Source organism: Pseudomonas sp. 10(2024) (genome assembly GCF_045164175.1).
Lineage (GTDB): Bacteria > Pseudomonadota > Gammaproteobacteria > Pseudomonadales > Pseudomonadaceae > Aquipseudomonas > Aquipseudomonas alloputida.
In genome coordinates, this window is sequence record NZ_CP174006.1 from 2,385,551 (window position 1) to 2,399,955 (window position 14,405).

At 63.1% G+C, this 14,405-nt stretch carries 14 protein-coding genes; 5 read left to right on the plus strand and 9 right to left on the minus strand.

Going from position 1 to position 14,405, the window contains the following annotated elements; all coding sequences use genetic code 11:
* The first annotated feature begins 162 nt into the window (after positions 1 to 162).
* Positions 163 to 591, plus strand: coding sequence for a DUF2231 domain-containing protein (locus ACI7M0_RS10750; RefSeq protein ID WP_020192131.1), 429 nt, complete (start codon positions 163 to 165; stop codon positions 589 to 591).
* Positions 588 to 1,880, plus strand: a complete 1,293-nt coding sequence (locus tag ACI7M0_RS10755) for a sorbosone dehydrogenase family protein (RefSeq protein WP_064492679.1) — start codon at positions 588 to 590, stop codon at positions 1,878 to 1,880. The genes ACI7M0_RS10750 and ACI7M0_RS10755 overlap by 4 nt, the downstream gene beginning before the upstream one ends.
* A gap of 84 nt (positions 1,881 to 1,964) precedes the next feature.
* On the opposite strand, the gene ACI7M0_RS10760 is transcribed toward ACI7M0_RS10755, so the two are convergent.
* Positions 1,965 to 4,097 carry a TonB-dependent siderophore receptor gene (locus tag ACI7M0_RS10760; protein ID WP_177413617.1) on the minus strand — a complete coding sequence of 711 codons (2,133 nt, stop codon included), beginning with the start codon at positions 4,095 to 4,097 and terminating at the stop codon, positions 1,965 to 1,967.
* Between the two features lie 216 nt (positions 4,098 to 4,313).
* Between ACI7M0_RS10760 and ACI7M0_RS10765 the strand changes: the two genes are divergently transcribed.
* A complete protein-coding gene (locus ACI7M0_RS10765) occupies positions 4,314 to 4,895 on the plus strand; it encodes a hypothetical protein (RefSeq protein ID WP_003247673.1) in 582 nt (193 codons plus the stop codon).
* A gap of 80 nt (positions 4,896 to 4,975) precedes the next feature.
* Here ACI7M0_RS10765 and ACI7M0_RS10770 read toward each other — a convergent pair whose 3' ends face one another.
* The 3 genes from ACI7M0_RS10770 to ACI7M0_RS10780 all read right to left on the minus strand — a co-directional run bounded on the left by ACI7M0_RS10770 (position 4,976) and on the right by ACI7M0_RS10780 (position 7,237).
* Complete coding sequence (locus tag ACI7M0_RS10770) at positions 4,976 to 5,614, minus strand: peroxiredoxin-like family protein (RefSeq protein WP_129933744.1); 639 nt, start codon at positions 5,612 to 5,614, stop codon at positions 4,976 to 4,978.
* Between the two features lie 20 nt (positions 5,615 to 5,634).
* Complete coding sequence (locus tag ACI7M0_RS10775; RefSeq protein ID WP_129933745.1) at positions 5,635 to 6,393, minus strand: hypothetical protein; 759 nt, start codon at positions 6,391 to 6,393, stop codon at positions 5,635 to 5,637.
* A gap of 334 nt (positions 6,394 to 6,727) precedes the next feature.
* On the minus strand, positions 6,728 to 7,237 hold the full coding sequence (locus tag ACI7M0_RS10780; protein ID WP_104961467.1) for a MarR family winged helix-turn-helix transcriptional regulator: 510 nt from the start codon (positions 7,235 to 7,237) through the stop codon (positions 6,728 to 6,730).
* 195 nt (positions 7,238 to 7,432) lie between these two features.
* On the opposite strand from ACI7M0_RS10780, the gene ACI7M0_RS10785 reads away from it, so the two are divergent.
* Positions 7,433 to 7,951 carry a DMT family transporter gene (locus ACI7M0_RS10785; RefSeq protein ID WP_104961468.1) on the plus strand — a complete coding sequence of 173 codons (519 nt, stop codon included), beginning with the start codon at positions 7,433 to 7,435 and terminating at the stop codon, positions 7,949 to 7,951.
* On the opposite strand, the gene ACI7M0_RS10790 is transcribed toward ACI7M0_RS10785, so the two are convergent.
* The 3 genes from ACI7M0_RS10790 to ACI7M0_RS10800 form a co-directional block, all read right to left on the minus strand.
* A complete protein-coding gene (locus ACI7M0_RS10790) occupies positions 7,952 to 8,860 on the minus strand; it encodes a LysR family transcriptional regulator (protein ID WP_121161557.1) in 909 nt (302 codons plus the stop codon).
* Between the two features lie 160 nt (positions 8,861 to 9,020).
* Positions 9,021 to 9,350 carry a hypothetical protein gene (locus ACI7M0_RS10795; protein ID WP_104961470.1) on the minus strand — a complete coding sequence of 110 codons (330 nt, stop codon included), beginning with the start codon at positions 9,348 to 9,350 and terminating at the stop codon, positions 9,021 to 9,023.
* A gap of 74 nt (positions 9,351 to 9,424) precedes the next feature.
* Positions 9,425 to 10,075, minus strand: a complete 651-nt coding sequence (locus ACI7M0_RS10800) for a DUF998 domain-containing protein (RefSeq protein ID WP_104887769.1) — start codon at positions 10,073 to 10,075, stop codon at positions 9,425 to 9,427.
* 199 nt (positions 10,076 to 10,274) lie between these two features.
* Here ACI7M0_RS10800 and ACI7M0_RS10805 point away from each other — a divergent pair, with 199 nt between their 5' ends.
* Positions 10,275 to 11,024 carry a FadR/GntR family transcriptional regulator gene (locus ACI7M0_RS10805; protein ID WP_003247694.1) on the plus strand — a complete coding sequence of 250 codons (750 nt, stop codon included), beginning with the start codon at positions 10,275 to 10,277 and terminating at the stop codon, positions 11,022 to 11,024.
* Positions 11,025 to 11,157: 133 nt separating this feature from the next.
* Here the strand turns inward: ACI7M0_RS10805 and ACI7M0_RS10810 are convergent, their stop codons facing one another.
* A complete protein-coding gene (locus ACI7M0_RS10810) occupies positions 11,158 to 12,738 on the minus strand; it encodes an aldehyde dehydrogenase (NADP(+)) (RefSeq protein ID WP_104961471.1) in 1,581 nt (526 codons plus the stop codon).
* Between the two features lie 58 nt (positions 12,739 to 12,796).
* Entirely contained in the window at positions 12,797 to 14,350 is a 1,554-nt protein-coding gene (gene garD / locus ACI7M0_RS10815) for a galactarate dehydratase (protein ID WP_014756302.1), read from the minus strand.
* Positions 14,351 to 14,405 lie beyond the last annotated feature (55 nt).

Genomic DNA, 14,405 nt, shown 5'->3' on the forward strand with positions numbered 1-14,405 from the left:
TTTCCCCTTCTGCGCTTGGCAGCAAATGCCTTGCAGGATATTTCATTACAGCGAAGCGGTGAACTATCTCGGCGTCAAGAGGCTCCTTTGCTAAGCGCACCCTGCGCTTATCTGATGGCGCAAGACCATCAGCCCTGGGTCACTGAATGAAAAGGAGGCACCGTGACCGCACCTGATCAAACCCTTTACCGCTGTACGCCCAGCCCGCTGCATGCCCTGCTGCTGGCGGGCAGTGTGCCGTTGTTCCTTGGCGCGCTGCTGAGCGATATCGCCTACTACAACAGCTATCAGATTCAGTGGAGCAACTTCGCCGCCTGGCTGATCGCCGGGGCCCTGGTGTTCTGTGGGCTGGCACTGTTGTTCGCGTTGGCCAACCTGATCCGCGCAGAGCGCAAGGGTGGGCGCGCTACGCTGTACTTCGTGCTGCTGCTGGTGACTTGGGTGCTTGGGCTGATCAACGCCTTTGAGCATGCCAAGGACGCCTGGGCGGTGATGCCTTCTGGGCTGGTGTTGTCGGTAATCGTGACAGTGCTCGCAGTGGTGGCCGCCTGGACCGGTTTGAGCAACCTGCGTTCAGGAGGTGTGGCATGAAGCCTTTGCATGCATTTAGCCTGTTGGGCGTGGCGCTATTGCTGAGTGCCTGTGGTGGCGACGGCGAGCCGACCCAGGCCCATGGCCCGGACCCGAAGCTGCCGGAGCCTCAGCGCGGCTTGCTGCCGAGCATGAAGATTGCGCAACCGGCTGCCTGGGGCGAGCTGAAACCGACCGTGCCGGAGGGCTTCAGTGTCACCGCCATTGCCACCGGCCTGAAAATCCCGCGCCAGAGCCTGGTGCTGCCCAATGGCGACATTCTGGTGGCTGAGGGCCGGGGAGGCAGCGCGGCCAAGCTCAAGCCCAAGGATGTGATCGCCAGCCAGATCAAGGCCAAGGGCAATACCCAGGTCAAGGGTGGCAACCGCCTGACCTTGCTGCGCGATGCTGATGGCGATGGCAACTACGAGGTACAGGCCGTGTTTGCGGATAACCTCAACGCACCGTACGGCCTAGCCTATGCCAACGGCAAGCTGTATGTAGCCAATCAGGATGCGCTGGTGCGCTTTGACTACAAGGAAGGCCAGACCCAGGCCGACGGCCCGCCAACCAAGGTCACCGACCTGCCGGCCGAGATCAACCACCATTGGACCAAAGCGCTGACCATCAGCCCGGATGGCCGCTTCTTGTATGTGGGTATCGGCTCGAACAGCAACATCACCGAGCGCGGCCTGGAGGTGGAGATCGATCGGGCCATGGTCTGGCAGGTCGATGCCGAGACCGGCGCGCACCGGCCCTATGCCACCGGCTTGCGTAACCCGACGGCATTGACCATTCAGCCGCAGACCGGGCAGTTGTGGACGGTGGTCAATGAGCGGGATGAGTTGGGCCCCGACCTGGTGCCCGACTACCTGACCTCGGTGCGTGAGGGTGGCTTCTATGGTTGGCCTTACAGCTACTGGGGGCAGCATGTGGATGAGCGGGTGCGGCCACAGAACCCGGATAAGGTGGCGGCGGCGATCAAGCCGGATTACAGCCTGGGTTCGCATGTGGCTGCACTGGGTGTGGACTTCTCGACCCCGGCAATGGGCGAGCGCTTTGCCGACGGTGTATTCGTGGGCGAGCACGGCAGCTGGAACCGGCCTAACCCGGTGGGGTACAAGGTGATCTTCGTGCCGTTCAGCAATGGCAAGCCTGCAGGGGAGCCGATCGACTTCGCCACGGGCTTCCGCGGTGAGGATGGCAAGACCCGGGGGCGACCGGTTGGGGTGACGGTGGACCCGCGGGGAGCGTTGATCATTGCCGATGACCTGGCGAATACGGTGTGGCGGGTGACGCGTAATCGCTGAATGCTATCTGATCAAATCGTCAAAGCTTGCTGGCGATGGGCCGCAGAGCGGCCCAATTGCTGAATGACAGGCATTGCGCGTGGGTCAGAAGCGGTAGTTGAAGCTGGCTTCCAGCGTGCGCGGTGCCCCTGGGGTGATCAGGTCGACCGAGCCATGTGCCGAGGCATAGTAGTCACGGTCGAACACGTTCTTCAGGCGCAGCGCGGCATCCCACTGCGGCACGCTGTACAGCAGCGCGGCGTCGAAGGTGGTATAGCCTGGCATCACCACCACATTGTCGAGTGCTGTGTAGCGTTCGTCGACGTAGTTGGCTCCGGCGGCCACACGCCACTCTGGTGTCAGGGTACGTACCAGCCAGACGTTGGCGCTGTTGCGCGGCGTCAGGGTAGGTGTCTGGCCTTCGTTCGCCACGCCATTGGTCTTGCTGTTGGACTTGGTGATTTCGGCGTCCAGGTAAGCGTAACCGGCATAGATCTGCCACTTGTCGGTGAGATGCCCGCTGACGGTGGCTTCAAAGCCATCGGTACGCTGTTCGCCAGCCAATACGGTCAGGTTGGGGTTGGCCGGGTCGGCAGTCTTCATGTTGGTGCGCTCAAGGCGGAACACTGCGGCGGTCAGTGACAGGCGGCTGTCGAGCAGGTCCCATTTGGCGCCGATTTCATAGTTGGTGGTTTCTTCCGGCTCCAGGTGCTGGTTGCTCGGACTCACCGCGAATACTTCGCCAGAAGGCTGATAGCTGCGGCTGACCGACACATAGTAGGACTGGATGGCGTCTGGCTGGTAGACCAGACCCGCACGCGGGCTCCAGGTCTTGTCGGTACGATCGAGGTCGATGTTCTGCACGCGGTCGTCGTCGTACTCCTGGCCAAAGATGTCATAACGCACACCGACCAACGCCTTCCAGTGCGCGTTCAGCTCGATCATGTCCTGCACGTACAGACCGGTGGTCTGCTGGAAGTTGGTGCCCTTGGAAGACAGGTTGGCGGCATGTTCCGGTACCGCCACCAAGGCATCGCGGTAAACCGGTACCTGGGCCACGTTGGTCTGGCTCAGCACGCGCTGGTATTTGTCCTGAAAGCCTGCTTCCACGCCATACAACAGGTTGTGCTGCATGCCCGCCAGTTGCGCCTGTTGCTTGAGCTCCGTCTGGTTGAACACACCGTACTCATCGCGGGCGACGTTGCCGCGGTTGAGCTTGATCAGCAGTTCACCATCGGGCGCGGTGACGAAGCGCGTCGGGCTGCTGTCGGCCAAGGTGTTGTTGCGGTCCAGGTCGTAGCGGTAGTAACGGCTGGTGTTGGTCAGGGTGAAGTTGTCGTTGATGCGGTAGTCCAGGCTGGCTGTAAGCGAGAACACCTCGCTGCGGGCGTAATCCTGGTCAGCATCGCCAGAGCCGAAGCGCTTGTCGCGGTCCACGTCCACCGGGCGGCTGCCCAGGGCCGGTATGCCGAAGTCGATCAGGCGCTTGTCGTACAGGTAGGTGGCGCCCAGGTTCAGTTCCAGGTCGTCCGAGAGACGGAAGTAGGCCGACGGTGCGATGGCCTTGCGGTCGATGTAGCCATCATCGCGGAAGGTGTCGCTGTCTTCGAAGGCACCCGTTACGCGGTAGGCCTGGTTGCTTTGTGGGTCGGCCCAGCCGGTGTCGAATTGGGTTCGGCGTTTGCCTTCGCTGTCGACGTTCATGCCGACTTCGCGCTTGGGCGTGAAGCTTGGTTTCTTGCTGATGCTGTTGATCAGCCCGCCCGAGGAGCCACGGCCATACAGCACCGCGGCCGGCCCCTTGATCACCTCGACACGCTCGATGTTGGACAGATCGCGAAAGTACAGGGCGTCGTCACGCACGCCGTCTATATACATGTCGCCAATGGCGCTGAAGCCACGGATGGTCACCTGATCGCGTTGGCCGTCGCCGTTGGACAGGCCGATGCCGGGCACGTTCTTCAGCACGTCTTCCATGGACTGTGCGCCTTGGTCCTTGATCACGCTTTCGGGAACGACGTTGACAGTTTGCGGGATATCGCGCAGCGGCGCGTCGATCTTCATGGCGCTGCGGCTTTCACTGGCCTTGTAGCTTTGCTGCTCATAGACGCTGGTGACGGCGGTGGCAGGCAGGGCGAGGCTACTTTGCGTATCGGTTTGCGCGGCAGCGTGTACAGCAGGCACAACGAGCAGGCCCAGCATGGAAATGGATGCTGGGGCAACAGACTTTTTTGCCATTACAGGCGACTCTTTGTTGTTATCGGGAGTCACGAATAGTAATGATTTGCAAATGTAAAGCAAGTGTAAAGAATTCGTATTAGCTATAACAGTGGTTTCTGCGCCGAAATGCGTCGCGCGCCGGAAGGGCCGGCAAGGCGGCAGGTAATGGCTATGCTTGATACCGCGTGAACCTTTCACGCGCCCATCCGGACTTGATCACATGGAAGCACGCCTATGAACCCCATTCGTACTCTCGCTCGTGCTGTAGCCCTTGCCACGCTGGCCTCTGCTGCCAGCTTCACGGTACAGGCTGCCGGTATCCCCATCGGGAGCGAGGCGCTGGAAAGCCATGTCACCACACAGGTAACGGCTATCGACCTGGCCACCCGCCAGGTCACGGTGAAAGGCCCTGACGAGAAGAAGGATGTGACGTTCCAGCTGACCGAAAAGGCCAAGGCGCTGCCCAACCTGAAAGTCGGTGACCAAGTCGACATCTACGTGACACGCGCCGTGGCCTATGTGCTCAATCCGGAAGTGGGTGGGGCGCCGAAAGCGACTGAAGAGTCCGGTACCATCCGCGCAACCGAGCAAAACCCCAACCCGGGCGGCGAGGCGTTCCGCCAGGTCAAGGTTACCTCTCAGATCAAGAAGATCGACCTCAAGACGCATGAGGTGAGCTTGTTGCCACCGGAGGGCAAGCTGCAGGTGGTCAAGGTCGAGAATCCAGACCTGCAGAAACGCATGAAGAACCTCAAGGTTGGCCAGACGGTTGACGCGATCTACACCGAAGTGCTGCGCGTCGAAACCTCGCGTTGACCTTGGCCGTTGCCGACCTCGGTTACTCGCTTACAACCGGCCGTTTGCGGTCCGGGCAGCCCGGTGCCGGGAAGTGGGTCTTAGCCGCTGGCGGCTTCGATCAAGGCCTGGGGTTCGGCACGTTCGGAGTAGTCGACATTGACGAAGGCATGGCGAATGCGGCCATCCTGGCCGATGACGAAAGCGCTGGCCATCGGCAGGCTGAGGTCGTCGCATTCGTTCAGTGCCTTGAGGTCGGCGCCGAGTGCTTGGTACACCGCCTCCAGCGCTGGCTCCAGCTCGAAGACGATGCCGTACTGGCGCGCCAGCTGGTTGCCCGGGTCGCTTAGCAGTTGGTAGCGCACTCCCAGGGATTCGCGGGTTTTCAGGGTGGCAGCGCGGCCTTGGGCAGAGACGGCGACCAGCGTTGCACCGCTGGCGGCCAGATCGCTTGCCATCTGCTGGTATTCGCTGAGCGCTACATTGCAGAACGGGCACCACAGGCCGCGGTAAAACACCAGTACCAGCGGACCGCGTGCCAACAGGGCACGCAGGTCCACGGCCTTGCCATCGGCATCCTCCAGCACGGCCAGCGGGGCGGTGTCGTCGGCTTTGAGCGCGTGGTCCTCAGGATGCCTTGCGATAAGGGCTTGCAGCGAGGCGCCAAATTTTTCCAGCACCTCGGTGGGCAGTTGGGCCATCTGCTGTTTGACGGCGTCGAGTTTTGCCTTGAGTGACATGCGTGTTTCCTTGTGGTGGTTCACTGGGGCAGGCTTCGGGTGGCCCGGGTCTGGATGCGCTGTGAGGCCTTGCAGGCCGGGGGATGGCGCTCAAACAGCTGAAGTACCCAGTCGGGGCGGGTCTTGCTGGCATCGTTGAGCCAATTGGCGACCGAGTCCTGGGCGTATTTTTCGGCTTCGGCCAGCAGCGGTACCAGCAACGGCTCGGCCACTTCTGGTCGTTGTTTGAGCGTGGCAATGTGCTCGCACCAAACGCCACGCGGGCGCAGGATCTCGATGCAGAACCGACGTACCAGCGGGTCGGCATCACCGGTATGGCGGCCGAGTAGCGCCAGGGCGGCTTCAAGGTGCTGGGCCAGGCGCGGGCGCAGGGCGATCCAGGCCCATTCACGCACGCCGAAGTGCTCATCGCGGGCGAAGCGAAACTGCGCCAGCAGGGCATCTTCCGCAGGCTGCGAGCGTGACAGGTACGCCTGGGCGAACGCCGCCCAGCTGCGCACGGTATCGGACGGGTGCGTGCAGCATTGCTCGAACACCTGCTGGCGCAAGGACTCGGCGGCCTGCTCCAGCCACTTGCCCAGCGCCAGGCCAATGGCCGCCACTTTTTTTGACAGGCCCAGTGCCTGGTCCGCACTGGCAGCGAGTTGCTCTACCAATGCTGCTGGCAGTTGCCCTGTCAAGGCGTTGACCAGGGCGGCTTGATCCACCGCCAGGCATTCGGCCAGGTTGCGGGTTGGCAGTTGGCCAAGGTCGATCAGGGACTTTCGGTCGTCGCTCATGGCTTAGGCTCCATGGCAGTGGCACGGTACAGTCGATTGCCGGCCAGGCACGTGCACAGCCCCGTTGATGTGCACATCCTCCAGAGGACGGCCCAGTGCCGAGTCTTCGATGGGCGAAAGCTGAAACCCTCGATGGCCACTGGCTGTCTGGCAAGGCGGCGGATGAACGGGCGCCGGTAAAGCGCCGCTGGCAGGCAGGCCTCGAGCCAAGGTTGGCGACGACTTAACTGGTCGTGTTCGCTTTGTACCCGGGGCTTCCTGCCAAGCCGGGCCAATACGCTCTGATTCTGCAACATCATCCACCTCCATGTGGTCTTGCGGGTGTGCCTTGGGTTCAGTGATTGTCCGGTGGCAGTGCCAGGGCAGGACTGGCCGAGAGTGCCTGTAGCGTGGCGGACAGGGCGTCACGTTGCGCGTTGTCCAGTGACTGCATGATCGTGCCGATCCAGTCGGTGTGTTCGGCGAATACGGCGTCGAGTACCGCTATGCCTGCCGAGGTAAGGCTGATGCTCAGCTTGCGCCGGTCATGGGCGTCCTTGCGGCGCTTGATAAAGCCATCACCCTGCAGGCCGTCGAGCAGGCCGGTCACGGTGCCTGAGGTGATTGCCAGGCGCGTCGCCAGCTCCAGCGGTGCCAGGCGGCCGCCTGCGCCTTGCAAGGTCAGGAGGATTGCGAATCGCCCTTCTGACAGGTTATGGCGGGCCAGCCGTGCGGCGCATACCCGGTTGATGGCCGCTGCAGCGGACAAGAGTTCGAAACACAGGCGCACGTTTTGCCTGGCGTCAGCGGGGGCCTCGGCCAGTGCATCGAGCATGATGTGATGCTTGTTCTCAAGAGTATTCATAAGGCGCAGTTTATCTTGGTGCCTTAGTAAGTCAACAGCACCGATGTTTCAGGGTGAAGACAGCATGCGCACGCCAGACGGAAGGGATGTTTCACCATGCAGGGTACGAATAGTTCAAGTGCAGGATTTTGATTTCTATCAGTACTGGGGCATGCAGCATCATGGTGGCCATCGATACCTTGGATGAGGACTGCCATGTTCAGTAAATCAATGCTTCTGCTGGCGCTTCCTGTGGCCATGGCGTTGCTTGCCGGTGCGGTGTTGCCGTTTCAGGCCGCAGGTAATGCTGCGGCAGGTCGGGCACTTGGGCACTGGCTGTGGGGGGCTTTCACATCGTTGACGGTCAGCATGCTGGTGGTGATCGCTGCCCTGCTGATTATCCGGGTACCGGCGCCAGACATGGGCAAGGCCCTGCAGGGGCCCTGGTGGTTGTGGATTGGTGGCGTGCTCGGGGCAATGTATGTAGCCGGCGCCGCCGCACTCACCCCTAAACTTGGCGCAGCAGGGTTCCTGGTACTGGTGGTGGCGGGGCAGATCATCACGGCAGTGCTTGCCGACCACTACGGGGTGATGGGGCTGGGTGGCAAGCCGCTCAGTCTGGCCAGGGTGGCCGGCGTGGTGCTGATCCTGTGCGGAGTGCTGCTGGTACAGGGCACTTGGGCAACGGCGTCACCGGCCCACCCCCCGGCAGCTGTGAAGGCGCAAGAAAACTGATCAGCGCCCTGGTTGGCTGCAGGCCCATACGGTTTCGCGCAGCCAGCGGTGCCCGGGGTCACTGTCCTTGCGGTTGTGCCAGGCTTGCTGATAGTCGAACGAGGGGATGGCCAGTGGCGGTGTGAACTGGCGCAGTGTCTTGTGCTTGCGCAACGACCCCACAGCGCGGCTGGCCACTGTCAGGATCAGGTCGGTGCCGGCCAGCACTTCGACTGCCGCACTCCAGTGTGGCAAGGCCAGGGCAATACGGCGTTGCAGGCCCCGGGCGGCCAGTGCACGCTCGATTTCATCGAAAGCATCCGGGCGCATGGCCATCAATACATGTGGGCGTGCCAGCCAGTCTTCCAGGGCCATGCCGCCGCTGGCAGGCAGGACCTGGCGATCGGCAACGCTGATGAAGCGATCGGCAAACAGGGGCTGGGCGGTGATGTCCTGAGGCAGTTCGGGGAACAGGCCCAGGGCCAGATCCAGTTCGCCATCGAGCAACTGCGCCAACATGGTTTCACGGCTGGCCTGGCTGATGGCCAGGTCCACCCCGGGCGCGACTTGGCGCAGGTGGCGCAGCAGGTGCGGCAGGATGATGCGCGAAGCGTAGTCGGACAACGACAGCCGGAACCGGCGCTGGGCCCTGGCTGGTTCGAACAGTGGGGTGGCCAGCAGGCTGTCGAGATTGCTCAGTGCATCCTGTAGCGGTTGTGCCAGCGATTGGGCGCGGGCGGTGAGGGCCATGCTGCCGCCTTGGCGTACCAGCAAGGGGTCGTCGAAGTGTTTGCGCAATTGCGCCAAGGCGTGACTGACCGCCGGTTGACTGCGGTGCAGGCGCAGGGCTGCACGGGTCACGTGCCTTTCGCTGAGCAGGGCGTGCAGGGCGAGCAACAGGTTGAGGTCGATCTTGCGCAGTTCATCCATCGGGTGAATGGCCTTGGTCAATTCTGGCGACTCGGATCAGCTTAACAAATGCTTGAGTCTTGCACGCGCTTACAGGTGCTGGCGATAGAGGCCTTTTCGCAGCACATGGATTCTACTAGATGGCTTTATGTTTGATCTGTAATTTACTGATAAAAAAGAGTTATCTTCTTGCAGTCGCATGCTGAACACACTGTTCAAAGTAAGTCCGCTTGATCGCTTCAGGCTTGAGCCGCGAGCGGCTGTTGTACGTCTGCTCGGTAATGCCGAAGGCAGTCATGCGCATCCATGGCTTGGGGAATTTGCGTACCTGCAGCTTCTTGCGCGTGGCGTACAAGGTTACCCCGGAAAGCTTGGCCTGTTGGGCCTCGGCGGCTATCTGCGCGCCCCAGCCGCAGGTGTGGCGATCGTTCTGGCTCAATGCCCTGGCCTGGGCGCCGAAAGCGAGGGTGGCCAGCAGGCAGCCGGCCATCGTTGCTAGAAGTACTCGCATGTTGCTGTCCTAAGCATCTGAAAGAAAACGGAGTTTGCCTTCGCTTTCCGCAGCCGTGGGCCAGCAATTTGCCGTCAGGGCACAGCCATGCGCAGGGGACTGGCCTTCGGCTTCTGCAGGCTTGTCCAGGCCAGGCTGGCAACCCAGAGCACCGAAACACCATAGTTAAGGCGTTGATACAGGCCGAACAGCTGGCCACTCTGCGCCGCTTGGCCCATCAACGCGACGGTGATGATCGCCAACACCACGCAAGCCAGGGAAAACAGCGCCAGGGCGGGGGAGCCGGCAAGGCGGTTGCCTAGCCACGCCCATAGGGCGCTGGCCAAGGTCAGCGAGAGGAACATCAGCAGACCAAACAGGTTATGCAGTTGCTGCGAGGTAGATGGCTGTGCCGGTGCACAGCCCTGGTCGCAAGGGAACCAGCCGGTGCCCAAACTGCCCATGCCATGCAGCAACACCAGGCCCGCACTCAGCAGCGCCAGCTTCGAGCTACGCCAGCGCCGCACCAGGCCCCAGGCAAACAGGGCAAACAGCAGGGCTAGAGGGTAGTTGTTGACCCGTGGTGACCAGCTGTGGGTTGGCGAGCCTGCCGCGCCCAGCTGGCTCATGGCCTGTTGCAGGTGATCATAGCCAGGGTAGGCCTGGGCCGTGAGCCATACCCCCGCCAGCAGCCAGAGGGGGATCAGCAGGCCACTGCCGAGCAAAAGGCGGTCGAGGGTTTTCATACTGCAGATTCCTTCCATGGAACAGTGAGCGTGGAAGCGTACAGTACAGGCTCACGCAGGCCATGGGCCAGTGATTCTGCGCGTTTCTTCATGGGCCAGGGACTGCAAAGATGGGCAATAAATACCGCACGGGGTGTATGTGATCGTACAACCGCTTGCGCTATGATGAGCGCTGTCTTCCAAGGTGAAATACAGGGCAATGACAGAGCAGCAGGTACAGGCAAGGACCCGGCGCAAGCCGCGCAGTCTGGCCCAGGAACTGGTCACGGTGCTGACCGAACGCATTCGCAGCGGCCAGCTCAAGCGCGGCGACAAGCTGCCGACCGAATCGCAGATCATGGCCGAAGAGGGCGTCAGTCGCACGGTGGTGCGTGAGGCGATCTCGCGGTTGCAGGCCGCCGGGCAGGTAGAGACTCGCCACGGCATCGGTACATTCGTGCTGGATGCGCCGGCTACGGGCGGTTTCCGTATCGACCCGGCCACCGTGGTCACCCTGCGCGAAGTGCTGGCGGTGCTGGAGCTGCGCATTGCCCTGGAGATCGAGTCGGCTGGGCTGGCGGCTCAGCGGCGAAGCGACGAAGCCCTGGCCGGTATGCGGGCGGCGCTGGACGAACTCAACGAGGGGGCGGCCCACGCCACTGATGCGGTGTCGGCGGACTTCCAGTTCCACCTGCGCATTGCCCAGGCCAGCGGCAACCACTACTTCGCCGACATCATCAACCACCTGGGTACCAGCATCATCCCGCGCACCCGGCTGAATTCGGCGCGCCTGGCCCATGATGACCAGGCGCATTACATGAGCCGCCTGATGCATGAGCACGAGGCGATCTATGAGGCGATTGCCCGGCGTGACAGCGAAGGGGCGAAGATGGCCATGCGCATGCACCTGAGCAACAGCCGCGAGCGCTTGCGCCAGGCGCATGAGGCGGCTGAAGCGCAAGGGACCTGATGCCTTTGCTGCCTGTACTGGCCTCTTCGAGGGCAACATAGCCCTGTAGGAGCGGGCTTGCCCGCGAAGAGGCCAGTACAGTCAAAAAGGAAAGCCCCGCCGTGCGCAGGGCTTTCCTGTTTCTGGCAACCAGTCAGATCGCCCCGTCACTCCACTGACCGTTCACCAACCGCCGCAGCCCCAGCGGGTTGCCGTCGCGCAGTGCCTCAGGCAGCAGCGTCTGCGGGTAGTTCTGGTAGCACACCGGGCGCAGGAAGCGGTCGATGGCCAAAGTGCCGACCGAGGTGCCACGCGCATCGGAGGTCGCCGGGTACGGGCCGCCGTGCACCATGGCATCACAGACTTCGACACCGGTCGGGTAGCCATTGACCAGGATTCGCCCGACTTTCTCCTCCAGCAGCGGCACCAGCCAGGCGAAGGCATCGAAGTCGTCCGCCTCGCCGATCAGCGTCGCGGTCAGTTGGCCGCGCAGGCCGAGCAGCGCGTCGCGCAGTTGGTCGTTGTCCTGCACCTCTACGGCCACGGTGGTGGGCCCAAACACTTCTTCCTGCAACAGCGGGTCAGACTCGACCAGCAGGCGTGCATCGGCCTTGAACAGCTGAGCGCGCGCCTGGTTGCCTTCCTGCACCTGGCCGGCCACATGCTCGATACCGGCATGGGCATGCAAGTGTTCAAGGCCGCCGACGTAGCTGCGCAGGCCGCCAGCGTTGAGCATGGTTTGCCCGGCTTGCTGGTCCAGGTACTGGCCAAGGTCGGCGAGCAACTGGCTGTACTGTGGCGACTGCAAGCCAATCACCAGCCCAGGGTTGGTGCAGAACTGCCCGGCACCCATGCACACGGACCCCGCCAACTCGCGGGCAATGGCCTCGCCACGTTTGGCCAGGGCGCCTGGCAGGATGATGACCGGGTTGATGCTGGACATCTCGGCGAACACCGGGATTGGCTGCGGGCGCTCAGCGGCCATGCGGCAAAGGGCATCACCGCCTTTCAACGAGCCGGTGAAGCCAACCGCCTGGATGGCCGGGTGCTTGACCAGCCACTCGCCCACGCCGCCACCAAATACCATGTTGAACACGCCCTTGGGCATGCCGGTACGCTCAGCGGCGCGCACGATGGCGCAGCCGACCAGGTCGGCCGTGGCCATGTGGCCGCTGTGCGCCTTGAATACCACCGGGCAGCCTGCGGCCAGGGCGGCGGCGGTATCACCCCCGGCGGTGGAGAAGGCCAGCGGGAAGTTGCTGGCCCCGAACACGGCGACCGGGCCTACGCCGATGCGCATCTGGCGCAGGTCTACGCGTGGCAGCGGCTGGCGCTCGGGCAGTGCCAGGTCGATGCGTGCGCCGAGAAAGTCGCCGCGGCGCAGCACTTGGGCGAACAGGCGCATCTGCCCGCTGGTGCGGCCGCGCTCGCCCTGGATACGGGCGGCGGGCAGTGCAGTTTCGCGGCAGACGATGGCGACGAAGGCGTCATCCAGTTCGTCGAGTTCAGCGGCGATGGCGTCGAGGAACTCGGCCCGACGTGCCGGGGCCAGTTGGCGGAACTCGGCGAAGGCTGCGGCAGCGGCCTTGGCGGCCTGGTCCACTTCGGCTTCGGTGGCCTGGGCAAAGCTGTAGGGCAGGGCTTCGCCAGTGCTGGCGTCCAGGCTCTGCAGACGCTGAGGGCCAGCGGCACTGCGCTGACCGGCGATGAAGTTATGGCCGAGGATTTCAGGCATGGGGTGCTCCTGTGGGATTGAGAGTGGCGTGTGTGAATGCGTGGTCAGGGCTGCGGCATCAGGTAATGGGCGCCGGGTTGAACAGGGTGATGTCGTTGTGCAGCCGGTGTTGTTCGGCCCAGGTCTGCTTGCGGCCGCTGGCCACGTCCAGGTAGTAATGGAACAGCTCCCAGCCCAGCTCCTCGATGGTCGAGCGACCACTGGCGATGCGACCGGCGTCGATGTCGATCAGGTCGGGCCAACGTTGGGCCAGTTCGCTGCGGGTGCACACCTTGACCACCGGCGCCATGGCCAGGCCATACGGGGTGCCGCGGCCGGTAGTGAAGACGTGCAGGTTCATGCCGGCCGCCAGTTGCAAGGTGCCACAGACAAAGTCGCTGGCCGGGGTGGCGCAGAAAATCAGGCCTTTGCGGTTGACCCGCTCGCCTGGGCCGAGCACACCCTGGATAGCACCGCTGCCCGACTTGACGATCGAACCCAGCGATTTCTCGACGATGTTCGACAGCCCGCCTTTCTTGTTGCCCGGCGTGGTGTTGGCGCTGCGGTCGGCGGCGCCTTGCTGCAGGTAGCGGTCGTACCAGTCCATTTCGCGCACCAGCGCGTCGGCAACGTCCTGGTTTTCCGCGCGCGAGGTCAGCATGTAGATCGCGTCGCGCACCTCGGTCACTTCAGAGAACAGCACGGTGGCGCCAGCGCGGACCAGCAGGTCGGCGGCATAACCCAGTGCCGGGTTGGCGGTGATGCCCGAGAAGGCGTCGCTGCCACCGCATTGCATGCCGAGGATCAGCTCGCTGGCCGGGACCGTTTCGCGGCGACGCTGGTCGAGCTTCTTCAGGCGGGTTTCGGCCAGGTCCATGATCTGCTCGATCATTTCGACAAAGCCAAGGCTGGCATCTTGCAGGCGGTACAGCCATGGGTCGCTGAGGTCCACCGAGGGGTCGTTGTCGTGCATCACCTGGCTGGCTTGCAGTTTTTCACAGCCCAGGCTGATCACCAGTGCCTCGCCGCCGAGGTTTGGGTTGCGCGCCAGGTTGCGCACGGTGCGGATCGGGATGTAAGCGTCGCGGGCGTTGATTGCCACACCGCAGCCGTAGCTGTGGGTAATGGCCACCACGTCATCGACGTTGGGGTATTTGGGCAGCAGTTCGTTGCGAATGCGCTTGACTGCATGTTCCAGCACGCCGGTCACGCACTGCACGGTGGTGGTGATGCCGAGGATATTACGGGTGCCGACAGTGCCGTCGGCGTTGCGATAGCCCTCGAAAGTGAAGCCCTCCAGCGGCGGCAGCGGTTGTGGCACTGCATCGCAGCGCGGCAGGCTGTCCAGTTCCGGGGCGGCCGGCATGGCCAGCTGGCTTTCCTGAACCCAGCTGCCTTGGCGCAGGTCTTCCAGCGCGTAGCCGATGATTTGCCCGTAGCGGCGCACGGGCTCGCCCTTGGCGATGGCCACGGTGGCCACCTTGTGGCTTTGCGGCACGCCTTCGATCAGGGTCAGGCCGTCGGCGAAGCGGGCGCCTTCGCCCAAGCCGCCGTCGTTGACGACGACCACGACGTTGTCGTCGTCGTGCAGGCGGACGTAGCGGGGCGAGTCGGAATGTTCGATCAACTGCATGTTTGGGCCCTACTTGTCAGGTTCTCAGGCTTTTGTACATCCGCCCATGCCGGGT

What these genes read in the sequence shown, in the direction of transcription:
- ACI7M0_RS10805 (WP_003247694.1), top strand. Translation starts at nt 10,275, where the DNA reads ATGACAGAGCAGCAGGTACAGGCAAGGACCCGGCGCAAGCCGCGCAGT.
- ACI7M0_RS10790 (WP_121161557.1), bottom strand. Translation starts at nt 8,860, where the DNA reads ATGGATGAACTGCGCAAGATCGACCTCAACCTGTTGCTCGCCCTGCAC.
- ACI7M0_RS10800 (WP_104887769.1), bottom strand. Translation starts at nt 10,075, where the DNA reads ATGAAAACCCTCGACCGCCTTTTGCTCGGCAGTGGCCTGCTGATCCCC.
- ACI7M0_RS10780 (WP_104961467.1), bottom strand. Translation starts at nt 7,237, where the DNA reads ATGAATACTCTTGAGAACAAGCATCACATCATGCTCGATGCACTGGCC.
- ACI7M0_RS10770 (WP_129933744.1), bottom strand. Translation starts at nt 5,614, where the DNA reads ATGTCACTCAAGGCAAAACTCGACGCCGTCAAACAGCAGATGGCCCAA.
- ACI7M0_RS10775 (WP_129933745.1), bottom strand. Translation starts at nt 6,393, where the DNA reads ATGAGCGACGACCGAAAGTCCCTGATCGACCTTGGCCAACTGCCAACC.
- ACI7M0_RS10795 (WP_104961470.1), bottom strand. Translation starts at nt 9,350, where the DNA reads ATGCGAGTACTTCTAGCAACGATGGCCGGCTGCCTGCTGGCCACCCTC.
- ACI7M0_RS10810 (WP_104961471.1), bottom strand. Translation starts at nt 12,738, where the DNA reads ATGCCTGAAATCCTCGGCCATAACTTCATCGCCGGTCAGCGCAGTGCC.
- ACI7M0_RS10765 (WP_003247673.1), top strand. Translation starts at nt 4,314, where the DNA reads ATGAACCCCATTCGTACTCTCGCTCGTGCTGTAGCCCTTGCCACGCTG.
- garD (WP_014756302.1), bottom strand. Translation starts at nt 14,350, where the DNA reads ATGCAGTTGATCGAACATTCCGACTCGCCCCGCTACGTCCGCCTGCAC.
- ACI7M0_RS10755 (WP_064492679.1), top strand. Translation starts at nt 588, where the DNA reads ATGAAGCCTTTGCATGCATTTAGCCTGTTGGGCGTGGCGCTATTGCTG.
- ACI7M0_RS10785 (WP_104961468.1), top strand. Translation starts at nt 7,433, where the DNA reads ATGTTCAGTAAATCAATGCTTCTGCTGGCGCTTCCTGTGGCCATGGCG.
- ACI7M0_RS10760 (WP_177413617.1), bottom strand. Translation starts at nt 4,097, where the DNA reads ATGGCAAAAAAGTCTGTTGCCCCAGCATCCATTTCCATGCTGGGCCTG.